16 protein-coding genes are annotated in these 18,814 nt (G+C 53.0%); 14 read left to right on the top strand and 2 right to left on the bottom strand.

Annotated elements, in window-relative coordinates; genetic code table 11:
* The first annotated feature begins 4 nt into the window (after positions 1–4).
* The 14 genes from purB (at position 5) to ilvA (ending at position 16,935) form a co-directional block, all read left to right on the top strand.
* Complete coding sequence (purB, locus tag NST99_RS03175) at positions 5–1,300, top strand: adenylosuccinate lyase (protein ID WP_038585664.1); 1,296 nt, start codon at positions 5–7, stop codon at positions 1,298–1,300.
* A gap of 36 nt (positions 1,301–1,336) precedes the next feature.
* On the top strand, positions 1,337–2,227 hold the full coding sequence (locus NST99_RS03180; protein WP_341089672.1) for a phosphoribosylaminoimidazolesuccinocarboxamide synthase: 891 nt from the start codon (positions 1,337–1,339) through the stop codon (positions 2,225–2,227).
* Between the two features lie 310 nt (positions 2,228–2,537).
* Positions 2,538–2,783, top strand: a complete 246-nt coding sequence (purS, locus tag NST99_RS03185) for a phosphoribosylformylglycinamidine synthase subunit PurS (RefSeq protein ID WP_019913657.1) — start codon at positions 2,538–2,540, stop codon at positions 2,781–2,783.
* Between the two features lie 5 nt (positions 2,784–2,788).
* Complete coding sequence (gene purQ, locus NST99_RS03190) at positions 2,789–3,478, top strand: phosphoribosylformylglycinamidine synthase subunit PurQ (protein ID WP_341089673.1); 690 nt, start codon at positions 2,789–2,791, stop codon at positions 3,476–3,478.
* Positions 3,456–5,702, top strand: a complete 2,247-nt coding sequence (purL, locus tag NST99_RS03195) for a phosphoribosylformylglycinamidine synthase subunit PurL (RefSeq protein ID WP_341089674.1) — start codon at positions 3,456–3,458, stop codon at positions 5,700–5,702. Before purQ ends, purL begins: the two co-directional genes overlap by 23 nt.
* Positions 5,687–7,183 carry an amidophosphoribosyltransferase gene (purF, locus tag NST99_RS03200; RefSeq protein ID WP_341089675.1) on the top strand — a complete coding sequence of 499 codons (1,497 nt, stop codon included), beginning with the start codon at positions 5,687–5,689 and terminating at the stop codon, positions 7,181–7,183. The genes purL and purF overlap by 16 nt, the downstream gene beginning before the upstream one ends.
* Before the next feature lie 583 nt (positions 7,184–7,766).
* Positions 7,767–7,943 (top strand): hypothetical protein, encoded by a 177-nt coding sequence (locus tag NST99_RS03205; RefSeq protein WP_341089677.1) that lies wholly within the window; start codon positions 7,767–7,769, stop codon positions 7,941–7,943.
* A gap of 204 nt (positions 7,944–8,147) precedes the next feature.
* Positions 8,148–9,188 (top strand): phosphoribosylformylglycinamidine cyclo-ligase, encoded by a 1,041-nt coding sequence (gene purM, locus NST99_RS03210; protein WP_341089679.1) that lies wholly within the window; start codon positions 8,148–8,150, stop codon positions 9,186–9,188.
* Positions 9,188–9,802, top strand: coding sequence for a phosphoribosylglycinamide formyltransferase (purN, locus tag NST99_RS03215; RefSeq protein WP_341097537.1), 615 nt, complete (start codon positions 9,188–9,190; stop codon positions 9,800–9,802). The genes purM and purN overlap by 1 nt, the downstream gene beginning before the upstream one ends.
* Before the next feature lie 386 nt (positions 9,803–10,188).
* The gene (gene purH / locus NST99_RS03220) at positions 10,189–11,736 is read left to right on the top strand and encodes a bifunctional phosphoribosylaminoimidazolecarboxamide formyltransferase/IMP cyclohydrolase (protein ID WP_341089681.1); all 1,548 of its coding nucleotides are present in this window, start codon (positions 10,189–10,191) and stop codon (positions 11,734–11,736) included.
* A gap of 24 nt (positions 11,737–11,760) precedes the next feature.
* Positions 11,761–13,026, top strand: a complete 1,266-nt coding sequence (gene purD / locus NST99_RS03225; RefSeq protein ID WP_341089684.1) for a phosphoribosylamine--glycine ligase — start codon at positions 11,761–11,763, stop codon at positions 13,024–13,026.
* 288 nt (positions 13,027–13,314) lie between these two features.
* A complete protein-coding gene (locus tag NST99_RS03230) occupies positions 13,315–14,628 on the top strand; it encodes an SEC-C metal-binding domain-containing protein (RefSeq protein ID WP_341089686.1) in 1,314 nt (437 codons plus the stop codon).
* Positions 14,629–14,760: 132 nt separating this feature from the next.
* Positions 14,761–15,006, top strand: a complete 246-nt coding sequence (locus NST99_RS03235; protein ID WP_341089688.1) for an aspartyl-phosphate phosphatase Spo0E family protein — start codon at positions 14,761–14,763, stop codon at positions 15,004–15,006.
* 666 nt (positions 15,007–15,672) lie between these two features.
* Positions 15,673–16,935: a threonine ammonia-lyase IlvA gene (gene ilvA / locus NST99_RS03240; RefSeq protein ID WP_341089689.1), complete on the top strand. Its 1,263-nt coding sequence runs from the start codon at positions 15,673–15,675 to the stop codon at positions 16,933–16,935.
* A gap of 79 nt (positions 16,936–17,014) precedes the next feature.
* On the opposite strand, the gene NST99_RS03245 is transcribed toward ilvA, so the two are convergent.
* Positions 17,015–17,959 carry a hypothetical protein gene (locus NST99_RS03245; protein WP_341089691.1) on the bottom strand — a complete coding sequence of 315 codons (945 nt, stop codon included), beginning with the start codon at positions 17,957–17,959 and terminating at the stop codon, positions 17,015–17,017.
* A gap of 39 nt (positions 17,960–17,998) precedes the next feature.
* Positions 17,999–18,661, bottom strand: coding sequence for a DUF1129 family protein (locus tag NST99_RS03250; RefSeq protein ID WP_341089692.1), 663 nt, complete (start codon positions 18,659–18,661; stop codon positions 17,999–18,001).
* Positions 18,662–18,814: the final 153 nt, after the last annotated feature.

Raw genomic sequence — 18,814 nt, forward strand, 5'->3', positions numbered from 1 at the left:
AGATATGATCGAACGATACAGCAGACCTGAGATGCGGGCCATTTGGACCGAAGAAAATAAATTCAATGCATGGCTCGAAGTGGAAATATGTGCGTGTGAAGCCTGGGCGGAGCTGGGAGTTATTCCGCAGGAAGACGCCGCTAAGCTGCGCAAGGACGCCAAGTTTGATATTGAACGCATCAACGAGATTGAGCTTGAAACCCGCCATGACGTGATCGCCTTTACCCGTGCGGTATCCGAAAGCCTTGGCGCGGAGCGCAAATGGGTGCATTACGGATTAACCTCCACGGATGTTGTCGATACGGCGCTGGGTTACCTGCTGCGCCAGGCGAACGAAATTCTGGAGCAGGACATCATTAACTTCATTGAAATTCTTAAGGATAAAGCGGTAGCTTACAAGGATACGCCGATGATGGGACGCACACATGGCGTTCACGCCGAGCCGACGACCTTTGGACTCAAGATGGCGCTGTGGTACGAGGAAATGAAACGCAACCTGGAGCGCTTCCGCCATGCCGCGAACGGCGTGCAGTTCGGTAAAATCTCCGGCGCGGTCGGCACTTATGCCAACATCGACCCGTTCGTGGAAGAGTTCGTCTGCCGCAAGCTGGGCACCAGCCCGGCACCGATCTCCACGCAGACCCTGCAGCGTGACCGCCATGCCGAATATATGGCTGCGCTGGCGCTGGTCGCCACTTCACTGGACAAGTTCGCCACCGAGATCCGCGCGCTGCAAAAGAGTGAAATCCGCGAGGTGGAAGAGGCTTTTGCCAAAGGTCAAAAAGGCTCCTCCGCCATGCCGCATAAACGCAATCCGATCGGCTGCGAGAATATTTCCGGCCTGTCACGTGTCATTCGCGGTCATATGGTTACTGCTTATGAGAATGTACCGCTGTGGCATGAACGCGACATCTCGCACTCTTCGGTGGAACGGATTATCCTGCCGGATGCGACCATGCTGCTCAACTATATGCTGAACCGTTTCGGCAACATCGTGAAGAACCTGACCGTGTTCCCGGAAAATATGAAGCGCAATATGAACCGGACCTTCGGCGTGCCGTTCTCCGGCCGTATCCTGACCAAGCTGATCGACAAGGGCTTCAGCCGCGAGCAGGCTTACGATACCGTTCAGCCTCGTGCGATGCAGGCTTGGGAAGAGCAAACCCAGTTCCGCGACATCGTCGAAGCCACACCTGAAATCACCGCTGTACTTAGCCCGGAAGAGATTGAAGATGCGTTCAACCCTACATGGCACCTTAAGCATGTCGACACTATCTTCCGTAAGCTGGAGCTTATCTAATATATGCAAGATCATTTGTACAAGGGAGGAAAGGTCATGACACACCCTGCCGTATCCACGGCTGTGGATCTCGTAAATGCACCGCTGCTCTATAAAGGAAAGGTTCGCGAATTGTATGACTTGGGTGAACAGACCCTGATTGTCGTTACGGACCGGATCTCTGCATTCGATTATGTGCTTGATCCGGCGGTGCCGGAGAAGGGCAATGTGCTGAACCGGCTCAGCGCTTTCTGGTTTGGCTTGACGAAGGACCTGATGGAGAACCATGTCGTGCATATTGATGTGGACCAGCTAGGAGATATCGCACGCGACAGAGAGGCGCTCAAGAACCGGATCATGGTTGTCCGCAAAGCAGAGCGCATTGATATTGAATGTGTCGTGCGCGGCTGCATCACCGGGGGGGGCTGGCGGCAGTACCAGGAGACCGGCAAAGTTAACGGAATCGAACTGCCCAAAGGCCTGCGCAAAAACGCTGTACTGGCCCAGCCGATCTTCACCCCTGCGGCCAAAAATGATGTAGGCCATGATGAGGATATCTCTTTTGAGCAGATGCAGGAGCTGATCGGTGCCGACCTGGCGCTTGAGCTGAAGGAGAAAAGCCTGAAGCTGTTCGCTTTTGCCAAAGAGTACTGTGAAGAGCACGGTATCATCCTTGCGGACTGCAAGTTTGAGTTCGGTCTGCTGGACGGCAAAGTGATTCTGATCGACGAGATTTTCACCCCTGATGCATCCCGCTTCTGGGCCAAAAATAAATACAGTCTGGATATTGAGATTGACAGCATGGACAAAGAGCCTGTCCGGACATATCTTGCCGCATCCTCCTGGGACAAGAACAGCACGCCGGACCCGCTGCCGCTTGAAGTCGTGGAAGAGACGAGCCGCCGTTATCTGGACATCTATCATCGCCTAACCGGCAAGTCTTTATAGTTTATTAACTTGGCCTGCTGTAATGTATCCGCTAGTTGCACTCTCTGCAGTTATTTTGAGCAAAATCGCCGCGGGCTGCCTTTTAAATGTATCCGGTACAACTAAATCAGGCGAACAAGCCTGGAACGGCGGTTATTTCAAAATATAGCTGTATGGAATGCAACTAAAGTGGATTTTGCCCGAAATAAAAGGAATTTAGCTGTATAGAATGCAGTTATCTCAATAGTAAGTACAGGTACAACCGAGTTCTTGTTAATTCTTGTTGATTGCCCATTGAGGCCTATAAAATTTTAGGAGGAACTACAAGCGTATGTTAAAAGCGACAGTCTATGTCACCATCAAGAAAAGCGTGCTCGACCCCCAAGGTGTAGCCGTGCAAGGAGCATTGCATTCGGTAGGGTTCCAGGAAGTTGAAAGTCTGCGTATCGGCAAATATATGGAGCTTACTCTCGATACAGATAACCGCGCCGAAGCGGAAGGACGCCTCAAGGAAATGTGCGAAAAGCTGCTGGCCAACACGGTGATCGAGGATTACCGATACGAATTGGAGGACTAAAAGTCATGAAATTTGCTGTACTCGTCTTTCCAGGCTCGAATTGCGACATTGACTGCTATAAGGCGGTAGAAGACAGCCTTGGCGAACCCGTGGATTATGTGTGGCATACTGCGACAGACCTGTCGGCGTATGACTGCATTCTAGTACCAGGCGGCTTCTCTTATGGTGACTATCTGCGCTGCGGCGCGATTTCCCGGTTTGCTCCGGTGATGGCTGAAGTGGCCAAAGCTGCGGAGCAGGGAAAATTCGTGCTTGGCATCTGCAACGGGTTCCAGATTCTGACCGAAGCTGGACTTCTGCCGGGTGCGCTGCGCCGCAACATGTCGATGAAATTCCGCTGTCATGATACCGTGCTTAAGGTCGTTAATAACACAACCCCGTTTACTGTTGATTATGCGAAGGATGAAGAGATTGTCATCCCGATCGCGCATGGCGAAGGCAATTATTACTGTGATGAAGAGACTTTGGCGTCGCTCAAAGCAAACAATCAGATCGTATTCACATATAGCGACAATCCGAACGGTTCGGTATCCCATATTGCAGGCGTCAGCAACGTAGCGGGCAATGTGGTGGGCATGATGCCTCACCCGGAACGTGCAGCGAACAGTCTGCTGGGCTCGGAAGACGGCAAACGGATGTTTACATCTATACTCAAAAGCTGGAGGGATCGTTATGAAGCAGCAAGTATCCGCTAAGGAGCCGACCGCAGAGCAAATCGCGGAGCAGAAAATCTACAGTCAATTCGGCGTGTCGGACAGCGAATATGAACTGATCACATCCTTCATGGGCCGCAAGCCTAACTATACGGAAATCGGTGTGTTCAGCGTGATGTGGTCCGAGCACTGCGCCTACAAAAATTCAAAGCCGCTGCTTAGCCGGTTCCCGACAAGCGGGCCGCGTGTCCTGATGGGACCGGGCGAAGGCGCCGGCATTGTCGATATCGGTGACAACCAGGCGGTTGTATTCAAAATCGAAAGCCACAACCATCCGTCGGCGGTAGAGCCCTATCAAGGTGCGGCTACAGGTGTGGGCGGGATTATCCGCGATATTTTTTCCATGGGTGCTAGACCGGTAGCACTGCTCAACTCCCTGCGTTTCGGGAAGCTAGAGAGCGACCGGGTAAAATATTTGTTCGAGCATGTCGTATCCGGTATCGCAGGTTACGGCAATTGTATTGGTATTCCGACTGTGGGCGGCGAAATCATGTTCGACAACAGCTATGACGGCAATCCGCTGGTCAATGCGATGTGTGTCGGGTTGATCGACCACGATAAAATCCAGCGCGGTGTCGCCAAAGGTGTAGGCAACCCCGTATTCTACGTAGGTCCGCCTACAGGGCGTGATGGTATTCACGGGGCGACGTTTGCCTCCGTGGAGCTGAGCGAGGAGTCGGAAGCCAAGAAGACAGCGGTGCAGGTTGGGGATCCGTTTATGGAGAAGCTGGTGATGGAATCCTGCCTGGAGCTGATCGACAGCGGCATCGTGCTTGGCATTCAGGATATGGGCGCGGCAGGCCTGACCTGCTCCAGCGCAGAAATGGCCAGCAAAGCGGGCAATGGCCTGGAGCTGTATCTGGATCAGGTACCGCAGCGTGAAGAAGGCATGACACCTTACGAGATGATGCTGTCGGAATCACAGGAACGGATGCTGTTTGTGGTGGAGCCTAAGGATGAGGCGCAGGCACAGGAGATTTTTGACCGCTGGGGCGTCATTTGCCGCAAAGTGGGCAAGGTAACCGATGACGGCCGCCTGAAGCTGTTCCATCACGGTGAGGTTGTCGGCGATATGCCGGTAACGGCTCTAGTAGATGAGTGTCCAATCTACAACAAACCGTCAGCAGTTCCTGCTTATTATGAAGAGAATGCATCGGTCGATACTCTGCGTTATGCCGAGGTTACCGATCTGGGCGGCGCGCTGCGCACGGTACTCGCTTCCCCTACCGTAGCAAGCAAAGCATGGGTATACAACCAATATGACTATATGGTTCGCACCAGCACAGCGGTTCGTCCCGGTTCCGATGCGGCAGTGGTTACGATCCACGGCACACGCAAAGGCCTGGCAATGACTACGGACTGCAATGGCCGTTATGTCTATCTGGACCCTGAAGTCGGTGGCCGGATTGCCGTCAGCGAAGCGGCCCGCAACATTGTCTGCTCCGGGGCTAAACCGCTGGCGATTACTGATAACCTGAACTTTGGCAGTCCCGAGAAGCCGGAGATTTTCTGGCAGATGGAACGTGCGGTAGACGGCATGGCGGAAGCCTGCCGTGTGCTGGATACGCCGGTTATCGGCGGAAATGTCAGCCTGTACAACGAAAATGCCTCCGGAGCGATCTATCCGACACCGGTTGTCGGCATGGTGGGTCTCGTGGAGGATACCGATCACATTACCACTCAAGCCTTTAAGCAAGAGGGTGACGCCATTCTGCTGCTTGGGGTGACCAAGGCTGAGCTTGGCGGCAGTGAGTTCCAATATGCTGTACATGGCCTGACGGAAGGCCGTCCGCCGGCACTGGATTTGGCTACTGAACAAAAGCTGCTGGATGCTGTGCTTGGCACGATCCGCGGCGGTCTGGTCCGCTCGGCGCATGACCTTTCCGAAGGCGGCCTTGCGGCTGCACTGGCAGAGAGCTGCATCAGCGGCGGTATTGGCGCTAACGTAGAGTTGTCCGCGAACGGGCTGCGTCCTGACGTGGCCTTGTTCAGCGAGAGCCAATCCCGTATCGTACTGACCGCTGCTCCTGATCGTGCGGAAGAGCTGAAAGCAGCAGTTGCCGCTTACGGCGTGCCGGTGGAAGTCATCGGAACCGTCGGCGGGGACAGACTGCGCCTGGCCCTAGACGGTACGGCTGCATTGGATGAAGCTGTAACGGAACTAAAAACCATTTGGGAGGATGCTATTCCATGTCTTATGAAATAAAGACCGGGAAAGAGCAGGCGGCTCCTATCCTGTGGACCGGCGATTTTTACAACGAAGGATCGGGATCGGGAGATATTTTTGACACTTTAAAAGAAGAATGCGGCGTATTCGGGGTCTTCGGACACCCGGAAGCCGCCTCCATGTCTTATTATGGACTGCATGCGCTGCAGCACCGGGGAGAGGAAAGCGCGGGCATCTGCGTGGCAAACGGACGCGACTTCAACTATCACCGCGGCATGGGCCTCGTCAAGGAAGTATTCGATAAAGATAAAATTGCTTCACTGGTTGGTGGCATGTCCATCGGCCATGTGCGTTATTCCACCAGCGGCGACAGCCGGCTGACCAATGCGCAGCCGCTTGTCTTCAAATACCGTGATGGCGATCTGGCTATTGCCACCAACGGCAATATTGTCAACGAACCGCTGATCCGCAAGCAGCTGGAGCAAGGCGGCTCTATTTTCCAGACTACAAGCGATACCGAGGTACTGGCGCATCTGATCGCACGTTCGCAGAAGGATTTTGTCGAAGCCACCAAAGATGCCCTGCAGCAGCTGGTCGGCGGTTTCGCCTTCCTGCTGATGACCAACGACAAGCTGATCGTTGCTTCTGATCCGCACGGACTTCGTCCGCTCGTCATGGGCCAGCTCGGTGAAGCCTATGTCTTCGCTTCAGAGTCCTGTGCGCTGGAAGTTATCGGTGCCAAGCTGGTGCGTGATATTGAGCCGGGTGAATTGCTCGTGCTTGATAAGGACGGCTTACGGGAAGACCGCTTCGCTGAGCCGAAGCGCAAGGCGCTTTGTGCCATGGAATATATCTATTTTGCCCGGCCGGACAGCGACCTGAACGGATCGAACCTGCACTCCGCCCGCAAGCGGATGGGCAGCCGGATGGCGCTTGAAGCTTTTGTGGATGCGGACATTGTAACCGGCGTACCGGATTCCAGTATCTCCGCAGCCATCGGCTTTGCCGAGCAAACAGGTATCCCTTATGAGCTGGGACTGATCAAGAACAAATACACAGGCCGGACGTTCATCCAGCCGAGCCAGGAGCTTCGTGAGCAAGGCGTGAAGATGAAGCTGAGCGCGGTGCGCCGGGTCGTTGAAGGACAGCGCGTCGTCATGATCGACGATTCCATCGTACGCGGCACCACCTCGCGCCGGATCGTGAACCTGCTGCGCGAGGCCGGGGCGCTTGAAGTGCATGTGCGGATTACCTCGCCGCCATTTAAGAACCCTTGCTTCTACGGCATTGATACACCTGACCGGCGTGAACTCATCGCCTCCTATAAGAGTATTCAGGAAATGTGCGAGGAGATCAACGCCGATTCCCTGGCCTTCCTTTCACCGGAAGGGCTGATCCAATCCATCGGCGGCTATAATAGCGATGATTACAAAGGCGGTTTATGCCTGTCCTGCTTCGATAACGATTACCCGACGCAGGTGGATTTCGGCGGGGAAGAGAAGGACGGGTGCAGTTGCTGACGCCCATCCCCCTAAGTCCCCCTTGCGAAGGGGGATTCCGAAGGGCTCTGCCCTCCGGCCACCCGAAAGTTTGGCGGTAGGAGTTTGCTTTTAACTTGCTAAGAAGGCTGGGGTGCGGGTGCCCGCTTTGTCCCTGTGTGCTCGCACGGCCGGGACACGCTCTACGGCGCTCCGCGTCCTGGCGGCATGCTGCCTCGCCGGGCCAAGGGCTCAAGAACCCATCCTGTTTGCTGCGCAAAATCGGGGGTTCTCTCGCTCAAGGCGCGCCCGGCTTTGTCCCGCGCGCCAAGATCAAAGGCTCAAGAACCCATCCTGTTTGCTGCGCAAAATCGGTGGTTCTCTCGCTCAAGGCGCGCCCGGCTTTGTCCCGGGCGCCAAGATCAAAGGCTCAAGAACCCGCCCTGTTTGCTGCGCAAAATCGGGGGTTCTTGAGCTCAAGGTGCGCCCGGCTTTGCCCCGCGCGCCAAGATCAAGTGCTCAAGAACCCATCCTGTTTGCTGCGCAAAATCGGGGGTTCTCTCGCTCAAGGCGCGCCCGGCTTTGCCCCGCGCGCCAAGATCAAGTACTCAAGAACCCATCCTGTTTGCTGCGCAAAATCGGTGGTTCTCTCGCTGAGGAGGCGCTTGTCTTTGCCAAGCGCCGAGGTCTTGCTGCTGCTGTGCAAGGCGCGTACAGCGGCTTGCGGCTGGGTTTGCCCCGGAGTGGTTCGGAAGCCATGGAGAGGAATTTTGGAACTGTAGGAGCGTTAGCGTTCGCCTGAAAGCTTTCCGCAGGAAAGCTCGCGTCGAAAGCAGATGCTTATATATTTGGGTTTCTACCGCGAAGAGCGGTTTAAATCAGGAAATCCATATATAACAGCGACCGGAAGTCCAAACATTCATCGCAATGGCGTCCAAGAACCACACACCCAATCCCTGCCGCCCCGAAACGCGCTCTAAACTAACTAATAATGAGGTGTCCAAAAGTGTCGGAAGCTTATAAAAACGCCGGAGTGGATATTGCGGCTGGCAATGAAGCCGTTGAACGCATGAAGAAGCATGTAAAGCGCACGTACCGTCCGGAGGTTATGACGGAGCTGGGCGGATTCGGCGCGCTGTTTGGTCTCAATAAGGACAAGTATGAAGAACCGGTGCTCGTATCGGGAACTGACGGCGTGGGTACAAAGCTCAAAATCGCTTTCGCGGCCGGCCGCCACGACACGATTGGCATCGATGCCGTAGCCATGTGTGTGAATGATATTGTAGTGCAGGGCGCAGAGCCGCTGTTCTTCCTCGATTATCTCGCCTGCGACAAGGTTGTGCCGGAGAAGATCGAGGCTATTGTTGCCGGCATCGCGGAAGGCTGCCACCAGGCAGGCTGCGCGCTCATCGGCGGCGAAACGGCTGAGATGCCGGGGATGTATTCGGCGGGCGAATATGATATCGCCGGCTTTACAGTTGGCGTAGCCGACAAAGCGAAGCTGGTTACGGGCGCGAACATCGCACCGGGAGATACGGTGATCGGTCTCGCGTCCAGCGGTGTGCACAGCAACGGCTTCTCACTGGTACGCAAGCTTCTGCTTGAGGAAGACGGCTATGCGCTGAACGATGTGGTCCCTGAGCTTGGAGCTCCGCTGGTGGATGTGCTGCTGGCTCCGACGAAGATTTATGTGAAGCCGCTGCTCGCGCTGCTGGAACAGCTGCCGGTCAAAGGCATGGCGCATATTACCGGAGGCGGGTTCATCGAGAACATTCCGCGCGTACTGCCGGATCATGTGAATGTGGAGATTAATTATGGCTCCTGGCCGATTTTGCCGATTTTCGGCTTGCTGCAGAGCAAAGGCAATGTAAGTAACCGCGATATGTTCACTACCTTCAACATGGGCGTAGGCCTGGTGCTGGTAGTGTCTGCAGAAGACGGAGAAAAAGCGCTGGAACTGCTGAAAGCAGGCGGAGAAGAGGCTTATCTGATCGGCACGGTAACGGAAGGGGAACGCAAGGTTACCTTTACGGGAGCTGAAGTGTGATGCAGTACAGCCGGATCGCTGTGTTTGCCTCCGGGCAGGGCAGCAATTTTGCCGCGCTGGTTCAGGCTCAGAACGCAGGGAAGCTTGGCGGAGGCCGCATTGAGCTGCTGGTATCTGACAGGCCGGAAGCGCTAGTGGCACAGCGTGCGGAGGAAGCGGGGATTCCTGCCCTCCTGCTGCGGCCGAAGGAATTCGCAAGCCGGGAGCTGTATGAAGCGGAGATTGTTGCCGAGCTGCAGCGCCGGGATATCGGGCTTGTAGTGCTGGCGGGATATATGCGGCTGATTACTCCGGTGTTGCTTACACCTTACGCCGGGCGGATTATCAACATTCATCCTTCACTGCTGCCAGCCTTTGCCGGCAAGGATGCCATCGGCCAGGCATTGGACTACGGTGTGAAGCTGACGGGGGTTACGGTGCATTTTGTCGATGGGGGCATGGACACCGGACCGGTTATTGCCCAGCGCGGCGTTGCCGTAGAGGCCGAAGATACAGTGGAAACCCTTGCCGGACGAATTCATCAGGTAGAGTATGAGCTTTACCCTGAGGTAGTATCTGCTTTTGCCGCCGGGAAAATTGGACTGGACGGAAGAAAAGCTACAATTTCCAAATAGAAGTATAGGCACGATTGCTGCTAAGGACAGGGAGCTTGCCATAAATGAAGTCATCCTGTGTCGCATACTATGGACATGAGCTGCGATTCCGCAGAAATTTTTAGAACAGCATTGTGTAGCAACGTCTATAGCGTTAAATACTGGCGGATTGCGCGGTGCGCTGAGCTTTTTATCGACAAAGGTTAATCTCTGCGGTCACTTCCGATATTTCTCGGGAAATATTGCACAAGCGGGCAAAGGGTGTCGGAGAGTGATGGAATGCCTGATTTATACCTTAGGAAGAATGCTGTAAGCTGCTGAAATTTCAGTGATTTGGCAAGGCTGGTTTATTCGTTAACCATTCAAACACAACTAATCGAGCATCATCCGGAGGAGGACTATTCAAAGTGAGTATCAAAAGAGCGCTGGTCAGCGTATCGGATAAACAGGGCATCGTGGATTTTTGCCGCGAGTTGTCTGCATTGGGCGTAGAAATCATCTCCACAGGCGGCACTAGCACACTTTTGGCTAAAGAAGGTGTACCAGTCATCGGTATTTCCGATGTCACTGGGTTCCCGGAAATTATGGACGGACGCGTCAAAACGCTGCATCCCGCCGTACACAGCGGCCTGCTGGCTGTTCGTGACAACGAGGAGCATACGCGTCAGATGACCGAGCTTGGGCTGGACTACATTGATCTGGTCGTGGTGAACCTGTATCCGTTCGCGGAGACGATCGCCAAGCCGGATGTATCGTACGAGGAAGCTATCGAGAACATCGATATCGGCGGACCGACGATGCTGCGTTCGGCGGCGAAGAACCATGCTTTTGTCAGTGTGGTGGTGGACGCGGCCGATTATGCAGGTGTGCTTGATGAGGTACGCGCAGGCGGAGATACGACCCTTGAGACCCGCAAACGTCTTGCGGCAAAAGTGTTCCGCCATACGGCGGCTTACGATGCCCTGATTGCCGATTATTTGGCTAATGTGACCGGTGAACCGCTGCCGGAGCGCTATACGGTGACTTACGAGAAGATTCAGGATCTGCGTTACGGGGAGAACCCGCATCAGAAGGCGGCGTTCTACCGCAAGCCGCTCGCTGCGCAGGATACGCTGACGGCTGCTGAGCAGCTGCACGGCAAAGAGCTGTCCTACAACAACATTAACGATGCCAATGCGGCGCTGCAAATCGTCAAAGAATTCGAAGAGCCGGCGGTTGTGGCCGTTAAGCATATGAATCCATGCGGCGTGGGCGTAGGCGCAAGTGTATACGAGGCTTACCAAAAAGCCTACAATGCTGATCCAACCTCCATTTTCGGCGGGATTGTGGCTGCGAACCGTATTATTGATGCGGATACCGCTAACCTGCTGAAGGATATTTTCCTGGAGATCGTACTGGCACCGGGCTTCACAGAAGAAGCGCTGGAGATCCTTACGAAGAAGAAGAACATCCGCCTGCTCAAAATCGGCAGCTTAAGCACGGCCTCTGCACGCAAGAGCAACTTTGTCGTTACCTCCATTGAAGGCGGTATGGTGGTGCAGGAGAGCGATGTGCACTCCGTGAATCCGGAAGAGCTTCAAGTGGTCACTACCCGCAAGCCAACCGAAGAAGAGCTCAAGCAGCTGCTGTTCGGCTGGAAAGTGGTTAAGCATGTGAAGTCCAATGCGATTGTACTGGCGGCCGATGATATGACTGTTGGTGTAGGTGCCGGACAAATGAACCGTGTCGGAGCGGCCAAAATTGCCATTGAACAGGCCGGAGAGAAGTCCAAGGGCGCTGTACTGGCTTCGGATGCCTTTTTCCCGATGGGCGATACGCTGGAAATGGCTGCGAAGGCTGGAATTACCGCAGTCATTCAACCGGGCGGCTCGATCAAGGATGAGGAATCCATCAAGGTTGCGAATGAATATGGAATTGCCATGGTCTTCACCGGCGTCCGCCATTTCAAACACTAGAAGCCCGGGGAGGATTTCGTATATATGGATATTTTAGTGGTTGGCGGCGGGGGCCGGGAGCATGCGATCATCTGGAGTCTATCCCAAAGCCCCAAGGCCGGTAAAATCTACTGTGCACCCGGCAATGCCGGGATCGCGCAGCTTGCCGAATGTGTGCCGATCGGCGTGTTCGAATTCGACAGGCTGACTGCTTTTGCCAAAGAGCGTGAGGTTGGTCTTGTAGTTATCGGACCGGATGATCCGCTCGCGGCAGGTATCGTTGATGTCTTTGAAGCGCAGAATATTCCTGTGTTCGGCCCGCGCAAGAATGCAGCTGAAATCGAAGGCAGCAAAACGTTCATGAAGGACCTGCTGCACAAATACAGCATTCCGACAGCAGCTTATGAGAAGTTCAGCGGTTATGAAGCGGCGCTTGCTTATTTGCACGGACAGGAGCTGCCGATCGTCATCAAGGCCGACGGCCTGGCTGCGGGCAAAGGCGTTACCGTAGCTTATTCGCGTGAAGAAGCCGAGCAGGCGCTGCGTGATATTATGGTGGACAAGGTATTTGGGGAAGCCGGTGCGCAGGTAGTCATCGAAGAATTTCTCGCCGGGCAGGAAATGTCGATTCTTGCGTTTGTTGACGGTAAAACAGTGCGGCCAATGGCGGCGGCGCAGGATCACAAGCCGATATTCGACGGCGACAAAGGACCGAACACCGGCGGAATGGGCACGTATTCACCTCTGCCGCACATCGCTGAGGATATTATCCGCGAGGCGGTGGAGACAATCATCGAGCCAACAGCCAAAGCCATGGTGGCCGAAGGCCGCCCTTTTAGCGGCGTACTGTTTGCCGGGCTGATGATTTCACCGGATGGCAAGCTGAAAACGATTGAGTTCAATGCCCGCTTCGGCGATCCCGAGACGCAGGTCGTACTGCCTAGGCTGAAGAGTGATCTGCTGGAGATTTTTCTGGCTGTCACTGAGGGCAGGCTGGCGGATATTGAGATTCAGTGGAGCGATGAAGCGGCTGTATGCGTAGTGCTGGCTTCGGAGGGTTATCCGGGTCCTTATCCTAAAGATGTGCCTATCTCCGGTCTGGAGAGCAGCCAGGACGCGCTGATCTTCCATGCCGGAACGGCACGCGGTGAAGATGGAAGCTGGGTTACGAATGGCGGACGGGTGCTTGGTGTTGTCGGCAGGGGCGCGAGTATTGCGGATGCCCGTGCGGCCGCATATGCCAGTGCAGAAACAATATCTTTCCAGGGAAAGCAGAGCCGCAGTGACATCGCCATGAAGGCGCTCATCTGAGGATAAAGGACTGCAGCCTAGCAAATTTTTACGCTATTAGTCCCAAAAAAGGACTGACAAGTTATAGAAGAAGTGCTATAATACAATTCGTACGGGGGAAAATGTGCGGATATATACAGATAAAGGGTCTTTCCTTTCATGGAAAGGCCTTTTTTAAATTAGGTTTTTGGAGTGCCCGTGAAGTTCCCGTAATATAGAATACGTCTTGCCGGGAAATGATACTTATAGTGCAAAAGTAGCGATGCGCTTATGTGTATGGCTAGTCACAGATTTAAGGGGGAATTATTTTTGAGTAAGGTTGGAAGAAATGACTTGTGCCCATGTGGAAGCGGGAAAAAATATAAAAGATGCTGCCTTGGTAAAGAAACCTCAGCGGTTGAATCCATACTTCGGCTCGTAACAACGGAGGAGGCGGCAGCACGTGAGGCTGCAGTAACTGAATCTGTCATCAGCCCTGAGGCTTTGGAGCCTGTCCTTCGCCCAGAGAGCAAGCTAACCCTGACCAAGCTGAAAAAGATGGTAACACGCGAGCTGAAATGGGAGCATCCGGCCCACGAGCAGCTGGCGATGCAGCTTATCGAAAGCATGAGGAACCAGTACGAGCGGGAGCTGATTTTTGAAGCATTAGTGCTTTGGAACGGCTTCTCCCGCCAGACTAAACCTGCTGTGAAGAAAATGGGCTCCTTCTGTGCCGCGATCGAGTATTTGCTGTCCGAGGAGTACGGCTTTATGATTTCGCAGGCGGAACTTGCAACCAAATATGAGGTTACTGCGGCTACGATTTCCCGCAAGGTTAAGGAAATGCTTAACTACGTGGAGGAATACGGTATGGGCGGCGAGTCTGACGAGCTGCTAGTACTGAACGGTCCGGGTACTCCTAAGGAGAAAGCACAGGCTCTTCTGTATCAGGCAGCTTCAGCCACTTCTACTAAACGGCGGATTCAACTGGCTGAAGCTGCACTTGAATTGTATCCGGACAATTCCGACGCTTATCTTATTCTGGCTGAGGAATCGGAGAATGAGCAGGAGGCGCGTGCCTACCTCAAAGCAGGAATTGCTGCGGGTGAGCGTGAGCTGGGTGAGCTGTATTTTAGCCAAAATAAAGGATACTTCTGGGGCCTGCATGAAACCCGTCCATACATCCGCGTCTGCAAGAGCTATGCCGAGTCTTGCTGGTTCAGTGGCAACGCGGAAGAAGCGGCGCAGATGCTGGAACGCATCATGGAGCTTAATCCGGAAGACAATACCGGTGCGCGGTATTTGCTGGCCGCTGCGTACTTGTACACCAACCGGTTGAATGATGCAGAACGTGTGCTGAAGAAATATGGCAAGGACGATGCAGCGGCCGCGTTTGCTTATGACCGGATTGTCCTTGAATACAAGAAGAACGGAATTACTTCCCAGCTCAAGATGCTGTACCGTGTGGCGCGTGGCGTGAACAAGCATGTTCCGGATTATTTACTGGGCGTGAAGCGGCTGCCGCATAACCTGCCGGATTTTGTAGGCTTGGGAGATTCTAATGAAGCGATTGAATATGTCATCATGCACTCCCGTTTATGGGCCAGCATGCCGGACCTGCTCAAGTGGATGCTGAAACAATAGTTCATCATATGATGTATACCGGACACAGCCGCTCAGGCTGTGTTTTTTTAGTTTCTATGGGAATTCTCTGAAAAAAATTTTCACTGGAAAAAGAAATACTCTTCTAAAATACTTAAATGAGGAGGGATAAGAGTGAAGGAAGCGGAATGTTTGAAACAACGCATTGAACAAGCCCGGTATAAGCTGAATAAGTTGGAAAATCAATATACTCTGGGCCATCCCGCCGTGCTCCATCAATCAATGGTGCTCGACGAACTTATAAATGAATACAACAGGAGTTCTGACACGCGTTCAGCCATGAAATCGTTCCATAGCAACAATGAACCTGTAAACGAGGAGCTTTGGCCGACCCACTCCCTGCGTCTCCGGTTTGTCTGAACACAGAAGGATTGATAGTTAAAAGTTATACAAACTTGCGTGGTTGCGGCAAATCGTTTGCACAATCTTCGAAGTATCATCTGGTGCCGCAACTGCAATCCTCTCCCAGCGCTAAGCTTTAAGAATATTATCGGATCACCTCCCTCTTCACTCACTATTTAATCTCTTACTGATATAAATCCTGACATAAAAACCAATTATATCTATGATATCAGCATAAATAGGGTCGAATTACGCATTTTTACATAAAAATGTGGTTTTTATTATGCTGTTTTGTGAAAATACGGTGACATGTACACAGTTTTTTCACAACTGTAGTAAAACGTTAAAGGGACAAAGGGATTTTTAGAAATAGGTCGAAAACAAGGGAACATTCATAGAGAGAGTATTGTCGGCCCTATTTTATGGAAGGCGGGGAGTCCTGTGGAACTAAGAAAAAATAAGGAAGAGAAGATCAAGAACGGGCAGCCGCCTGAGCTTAAGGTTCTACACTTAAGACGACAAACGGCTATAGTGAAATCCGTACACTTAACCCGATTAAGGACAACAACAAGAACCTAGGTATTCATGTGTTGCCCACAGAGGACAATGCTTGATAAAATGTCCTTGGAAGAGTATGTTACAAGAAGCAAATAGATTAGATAGAGACAGTGAGGCGAGGAATTGATGAGAGAAGGCGAAAACCGGATCGTAGGAATGGAAGATATTGTGCGGGCACACCATGTGCTGCGGGAGGTTATCGTCCGTACACCGCTGCAGTTGGATGCGGTGTTGTCGGCCAAATACGGCTGCAATGTGTATTTGAAACGTGAGGACTTGCAGATTGTCCGTTCTTTCAAGATTCGCGGCGCGTACAATATGATTCGCAGCTTGTCTGCGGAGGATAGAAGCAAGGGAATCGTCTGTGCCAGCGCGGGAAACCATGCGCAGGGCGTGGCGTATTCCTGCAAAGCACTAGGCATTAAGGGCAAGATCTATATGCCAACCACCACCCCCAACCAGAAGATCAAACAGGTCCGGAAGTTCGGCGGTGAATATGTTGAGGTTATCCTAAAGGGGGATACCTTCGATGATGCGTATGACGAAGCCTTGCAGGCTTGTATTGATCACGGGATGACACTGATCCATCCCTTCGATGAACCACGTATTATCGCCGGCAACGGGACGGTTGCCATGGAGATTATGGAAAGTCTGGACAAGCCGGCGGACTTCATGTTCGTTACCATTGGCGGGGGCGGTCTGGCTGCGGGTGTAGCCACCTACGTGAAGACTGTAAGCCCGAATACCAAGGTGATTGGTGTAGAGCCGACTGGTGCGGCTTCCATGAGTGAAGCCATGAACAACGGGGCTGTAGTGACCCTTGAAGAAATCAATAAGTTTGTGGACGGCGCAGCCGTGAAGCGTGTCGGCGGACTTACCTATGATATCTGCTCCCGGCATCTGGATGACGTTATTAAGGTGCCGGAGGGCAAGGCATGCACGACGATTCTGGAGCTGTACAACGAAAATGCTATTGTCGTTGAACCGGCAGGCTCACTGCCCATGGCTGCACTTGATCAGTACCGTGATCAAATCCGCGGCAAGACGGTGGTCTGCATCGTGAGCGGCGGCAATAATGACATTGACCGGATGCAGGAAATTAAAGAACGGTCATTGATTTATGAAGGTCTGAAGCATTACTTTATGGTCAACTTTCCGCAGCGGGCCGGTGCATTGCGTGAGTTCCTGGCCGAGGTGCTTGGGCCTAACGATGATATTACACGGTTCGAGTATACGAAGAAGAATGACAAAGAGAACGGCCCGGCGCTGGTCGGCATCGAGCTTCTGAACACAGATGACTACGCTCCGCTGATCGAACGGATGCAGCAGAAGGGTCTTGATTATACCGAGATCAACAAGGATCCCAATCTGTTTAATATGCTGATTTAAGCAGGGAAACACGGTATACCGGTTATCTATAGAAAATGCCCGCCCCCGAAACAGCAGGGGGCGGGCATTTTTGCATAGCTCAGGAGAGGGGGACTTCTGTCTTCAGATACTGCTGGACACCTTCATCAAGCTTATAACCATTCTCCTTCAACAGCTTCATAAGGCCATCCAGCTTCTGGAGAAATTGACTGCTGCCGTTGTGTTTGGCCAGTATGCTGCTATAGGCTTTCTGGGCTTCCAGATCCATCTCCAGATTGTCATAGTGGAAGAGCGGCGTATTGTTCTGGCCATAGAAAGTATCGCCAACATACATGGAATACAGCGTCTTAACTGCCGCGATCCGGTTCGATTTGGGGTAGGACAGGGTGAACTCTTCCTGGGACAGCGCCCGGGCAACAACATCGGTCCAGGAAATCACAAGGCCGTTGTCCTTGGATGAAGGCAGCTCCGATTCGATGGCCATAATCGTAATATAATCGCGGATGTCATCCGTAACATACATTTTATATCTGCGGTAGGTTGAATAATCGATGATTGGAAAAAAAGTCCCTTCCGCATTCTCCAGCTTGTAGCCGCTCTCTCCGGCGCTCTTCAGCAGGCTGCGCAAGGCAGCATCCTCCGTACTCTCGGCAAGCTTGGCCATGCTGCTGCCCTCTTTGTAGATGGAGGCGAGTTTACGCTGGATTTCGTTGCTGCTGAATTTGCTCTCCCAGGATTGCAGCAGCGATTTTTGCAGATTCTCCAGCCTCAGGGTCATTAATGCCGCCTGGTAGGGGGTGACCGAGTAAATATTGCTGTTCAGGTAGCTTATCCCCTGATGAAGCGTGCTGGAAGATTTCAGCAGCGACAAGGTCGTTTTATAGACCGCCTCGGCATGTTGCTTCTTGGCGGCTTCAGTTACCACCGATTTGGAGGCTCCGGCAGATGCGGCGGCAGAGCCTTCCGCCTGCACGGGTGCAGCGAAGCCCGGCTGGATTCCCAGTGCTGCAGCAATAACCGCGGTTAGTATGATGTGCTTCTTCATGGAAGTTCCTCCTGTTTGGTCGGAAGTAGAATAAGAAATCTATGATCTGAAGAATATAAGTTTTAGTCCAAGCCCTCCGCCCATACACAGAATCAGGCTCACCCAGGGGGAGATGGAGATGACCGGAAACAATTTTTCGAGGAATGTCCCGGCAAATACGGCGATGATGACGATAACGACATAGACGCCCAGCCCTTTAAGATCAAAGGGTTTAGGTTTGGGTGCATCGCTTTCGGACAGGGAAGACAGCCATTTCATAAGCAGTTCAATGATAACCACGGACCCTGCGCCTACGAGGAGAATCGTAAACAGGCTGATCTGGCTGAATATGCCTGCTGACCCGGTGATCCATAACAGGATGAGCCCGGCAATCGCGAGTACAGCGAACAGACTCGTCAGAGATGCCCAGGATATCATCAAATAATAGTTCCACTGGCTGCGCACAGGGCGTTCAGGAATGCTGTCTATGATCTCCCGGAAATAATCTCCCGGATGCTCTCCGAATATTTGCTTGGCATCTTTGCCTTTACTCTGTTCCCGCAGCATAAGGTTTGCTGCTTCCAGCAGCAGTTCCTCCGCGCGGACAGCTTCTACCCGGCTGCTCCGCAGCTCCAGAATCATATCCTCCATATAAGAGCGGTTAGAGGGTGTCATCTGCTCGCGCAGAACGTTATTTTGTTTAATCATAGCTTTGACTTTCATAGTATGGATGTAAACCTCCAGTAGTCTTGATCGGGATCGCCTATAACCTAGAGTATACGGTTGGGCGGCTGTTGTGTGCAAGGACATCCATTTTGCCTGTCCCGTGAATAATCCTTTTGGAAGAGTGAACACTGATAATGAAGTTTGAAGTTG

The organism is Paenibacillus sp. FSL L8-0470 (assembly GCF_038008625.1).
In the GTDB taxonomy this organism is placed as follows: domain Bacteria; phylum Bacillota; class Bacilli; order Paenibacillales; family Paenibacillaceae; genus Paenibacillus_AQ.

What these genes read in the sequence shown, in the direction of transcription:
- purB (WP_038585664.1), top strand. Translation starts at nt 5, where the DNA reads ATGATCGAACGATACAGCAGACCTGAGATGCGGGCCATTTGGACCGAA.
- NST99_RS03180 (WP_341089672.1), top strand. Translation starts at nt 1,337, where the DNA reads ATGACACACCCTGCCGTATCCACGGCTGTGGATCTCGTAAATGCACCG.
- purS (WP_019913657.1), top strand. Translation starts at nt 2,538, where the DNA reads ATGTTAAAAGCGACAGTCTATGTCACCATCAAGAAAAGCGTGCTCGAC.
- purQ (WP_341089673.1), top strand. Translation starts at nt 2,789, where the DNA reads ATGAAATTTGCTGTACTCGTCTTTCCAGGCTCGAATTGCGACATTGAC.
- purL (WP_341089674.1), top strand. Translation starts at nt 3,456, where the DNA reads ATGAAGCAGCAAGTATCCGCTAAGGAGCCGACCGCAGAGCAAATCGCG.
- purF (WP_341089675.1), top strand. Translation starts at nt 5,687, where the DNA reads ATGTCTTATGAAATAAAGACCGGGAAAGAGCAGGCGGCTCCTATCCTG.
- purN (WP_341097537.1), top strand. Translation starts at nt 9,188, where the DNA reads ATGCAGTACAGCCGGATCGCTGTGTTTGCCTCCGGGCAGGGCAGCAAT.
- purD (WP_341089684.1), top strand. Translation starts at nt 11,761, where the DNA reads ATGGATATTTTAGTGGTTGGCGGCGGGGGCCGGGAGCATGCGATCATC.
- ilvA (WP_341089689.1), top strand. Translation starts at nt 15,673, where the DNA reads ATGAGAGAAGGCGAAAACCGGATCGTAGGAATGGAAGATATTGTGCGG.
- NST99_RS03245 (WP_341089691.1), bottom strand. Translation starts at nt 17,959, where the DNA reads ATGAAGAAGCACATCATACTAACCGCGGTTATTGCTGCAGCACTGGGA.
- NST99_RS03250 (WP_341089692.1), bottom strand. Translation starts at nt 18,661, where the DNA reads ATGAAAGTCAAAGCTATGATTAAACAAAATAACGTTCTGCGCGAGCAG.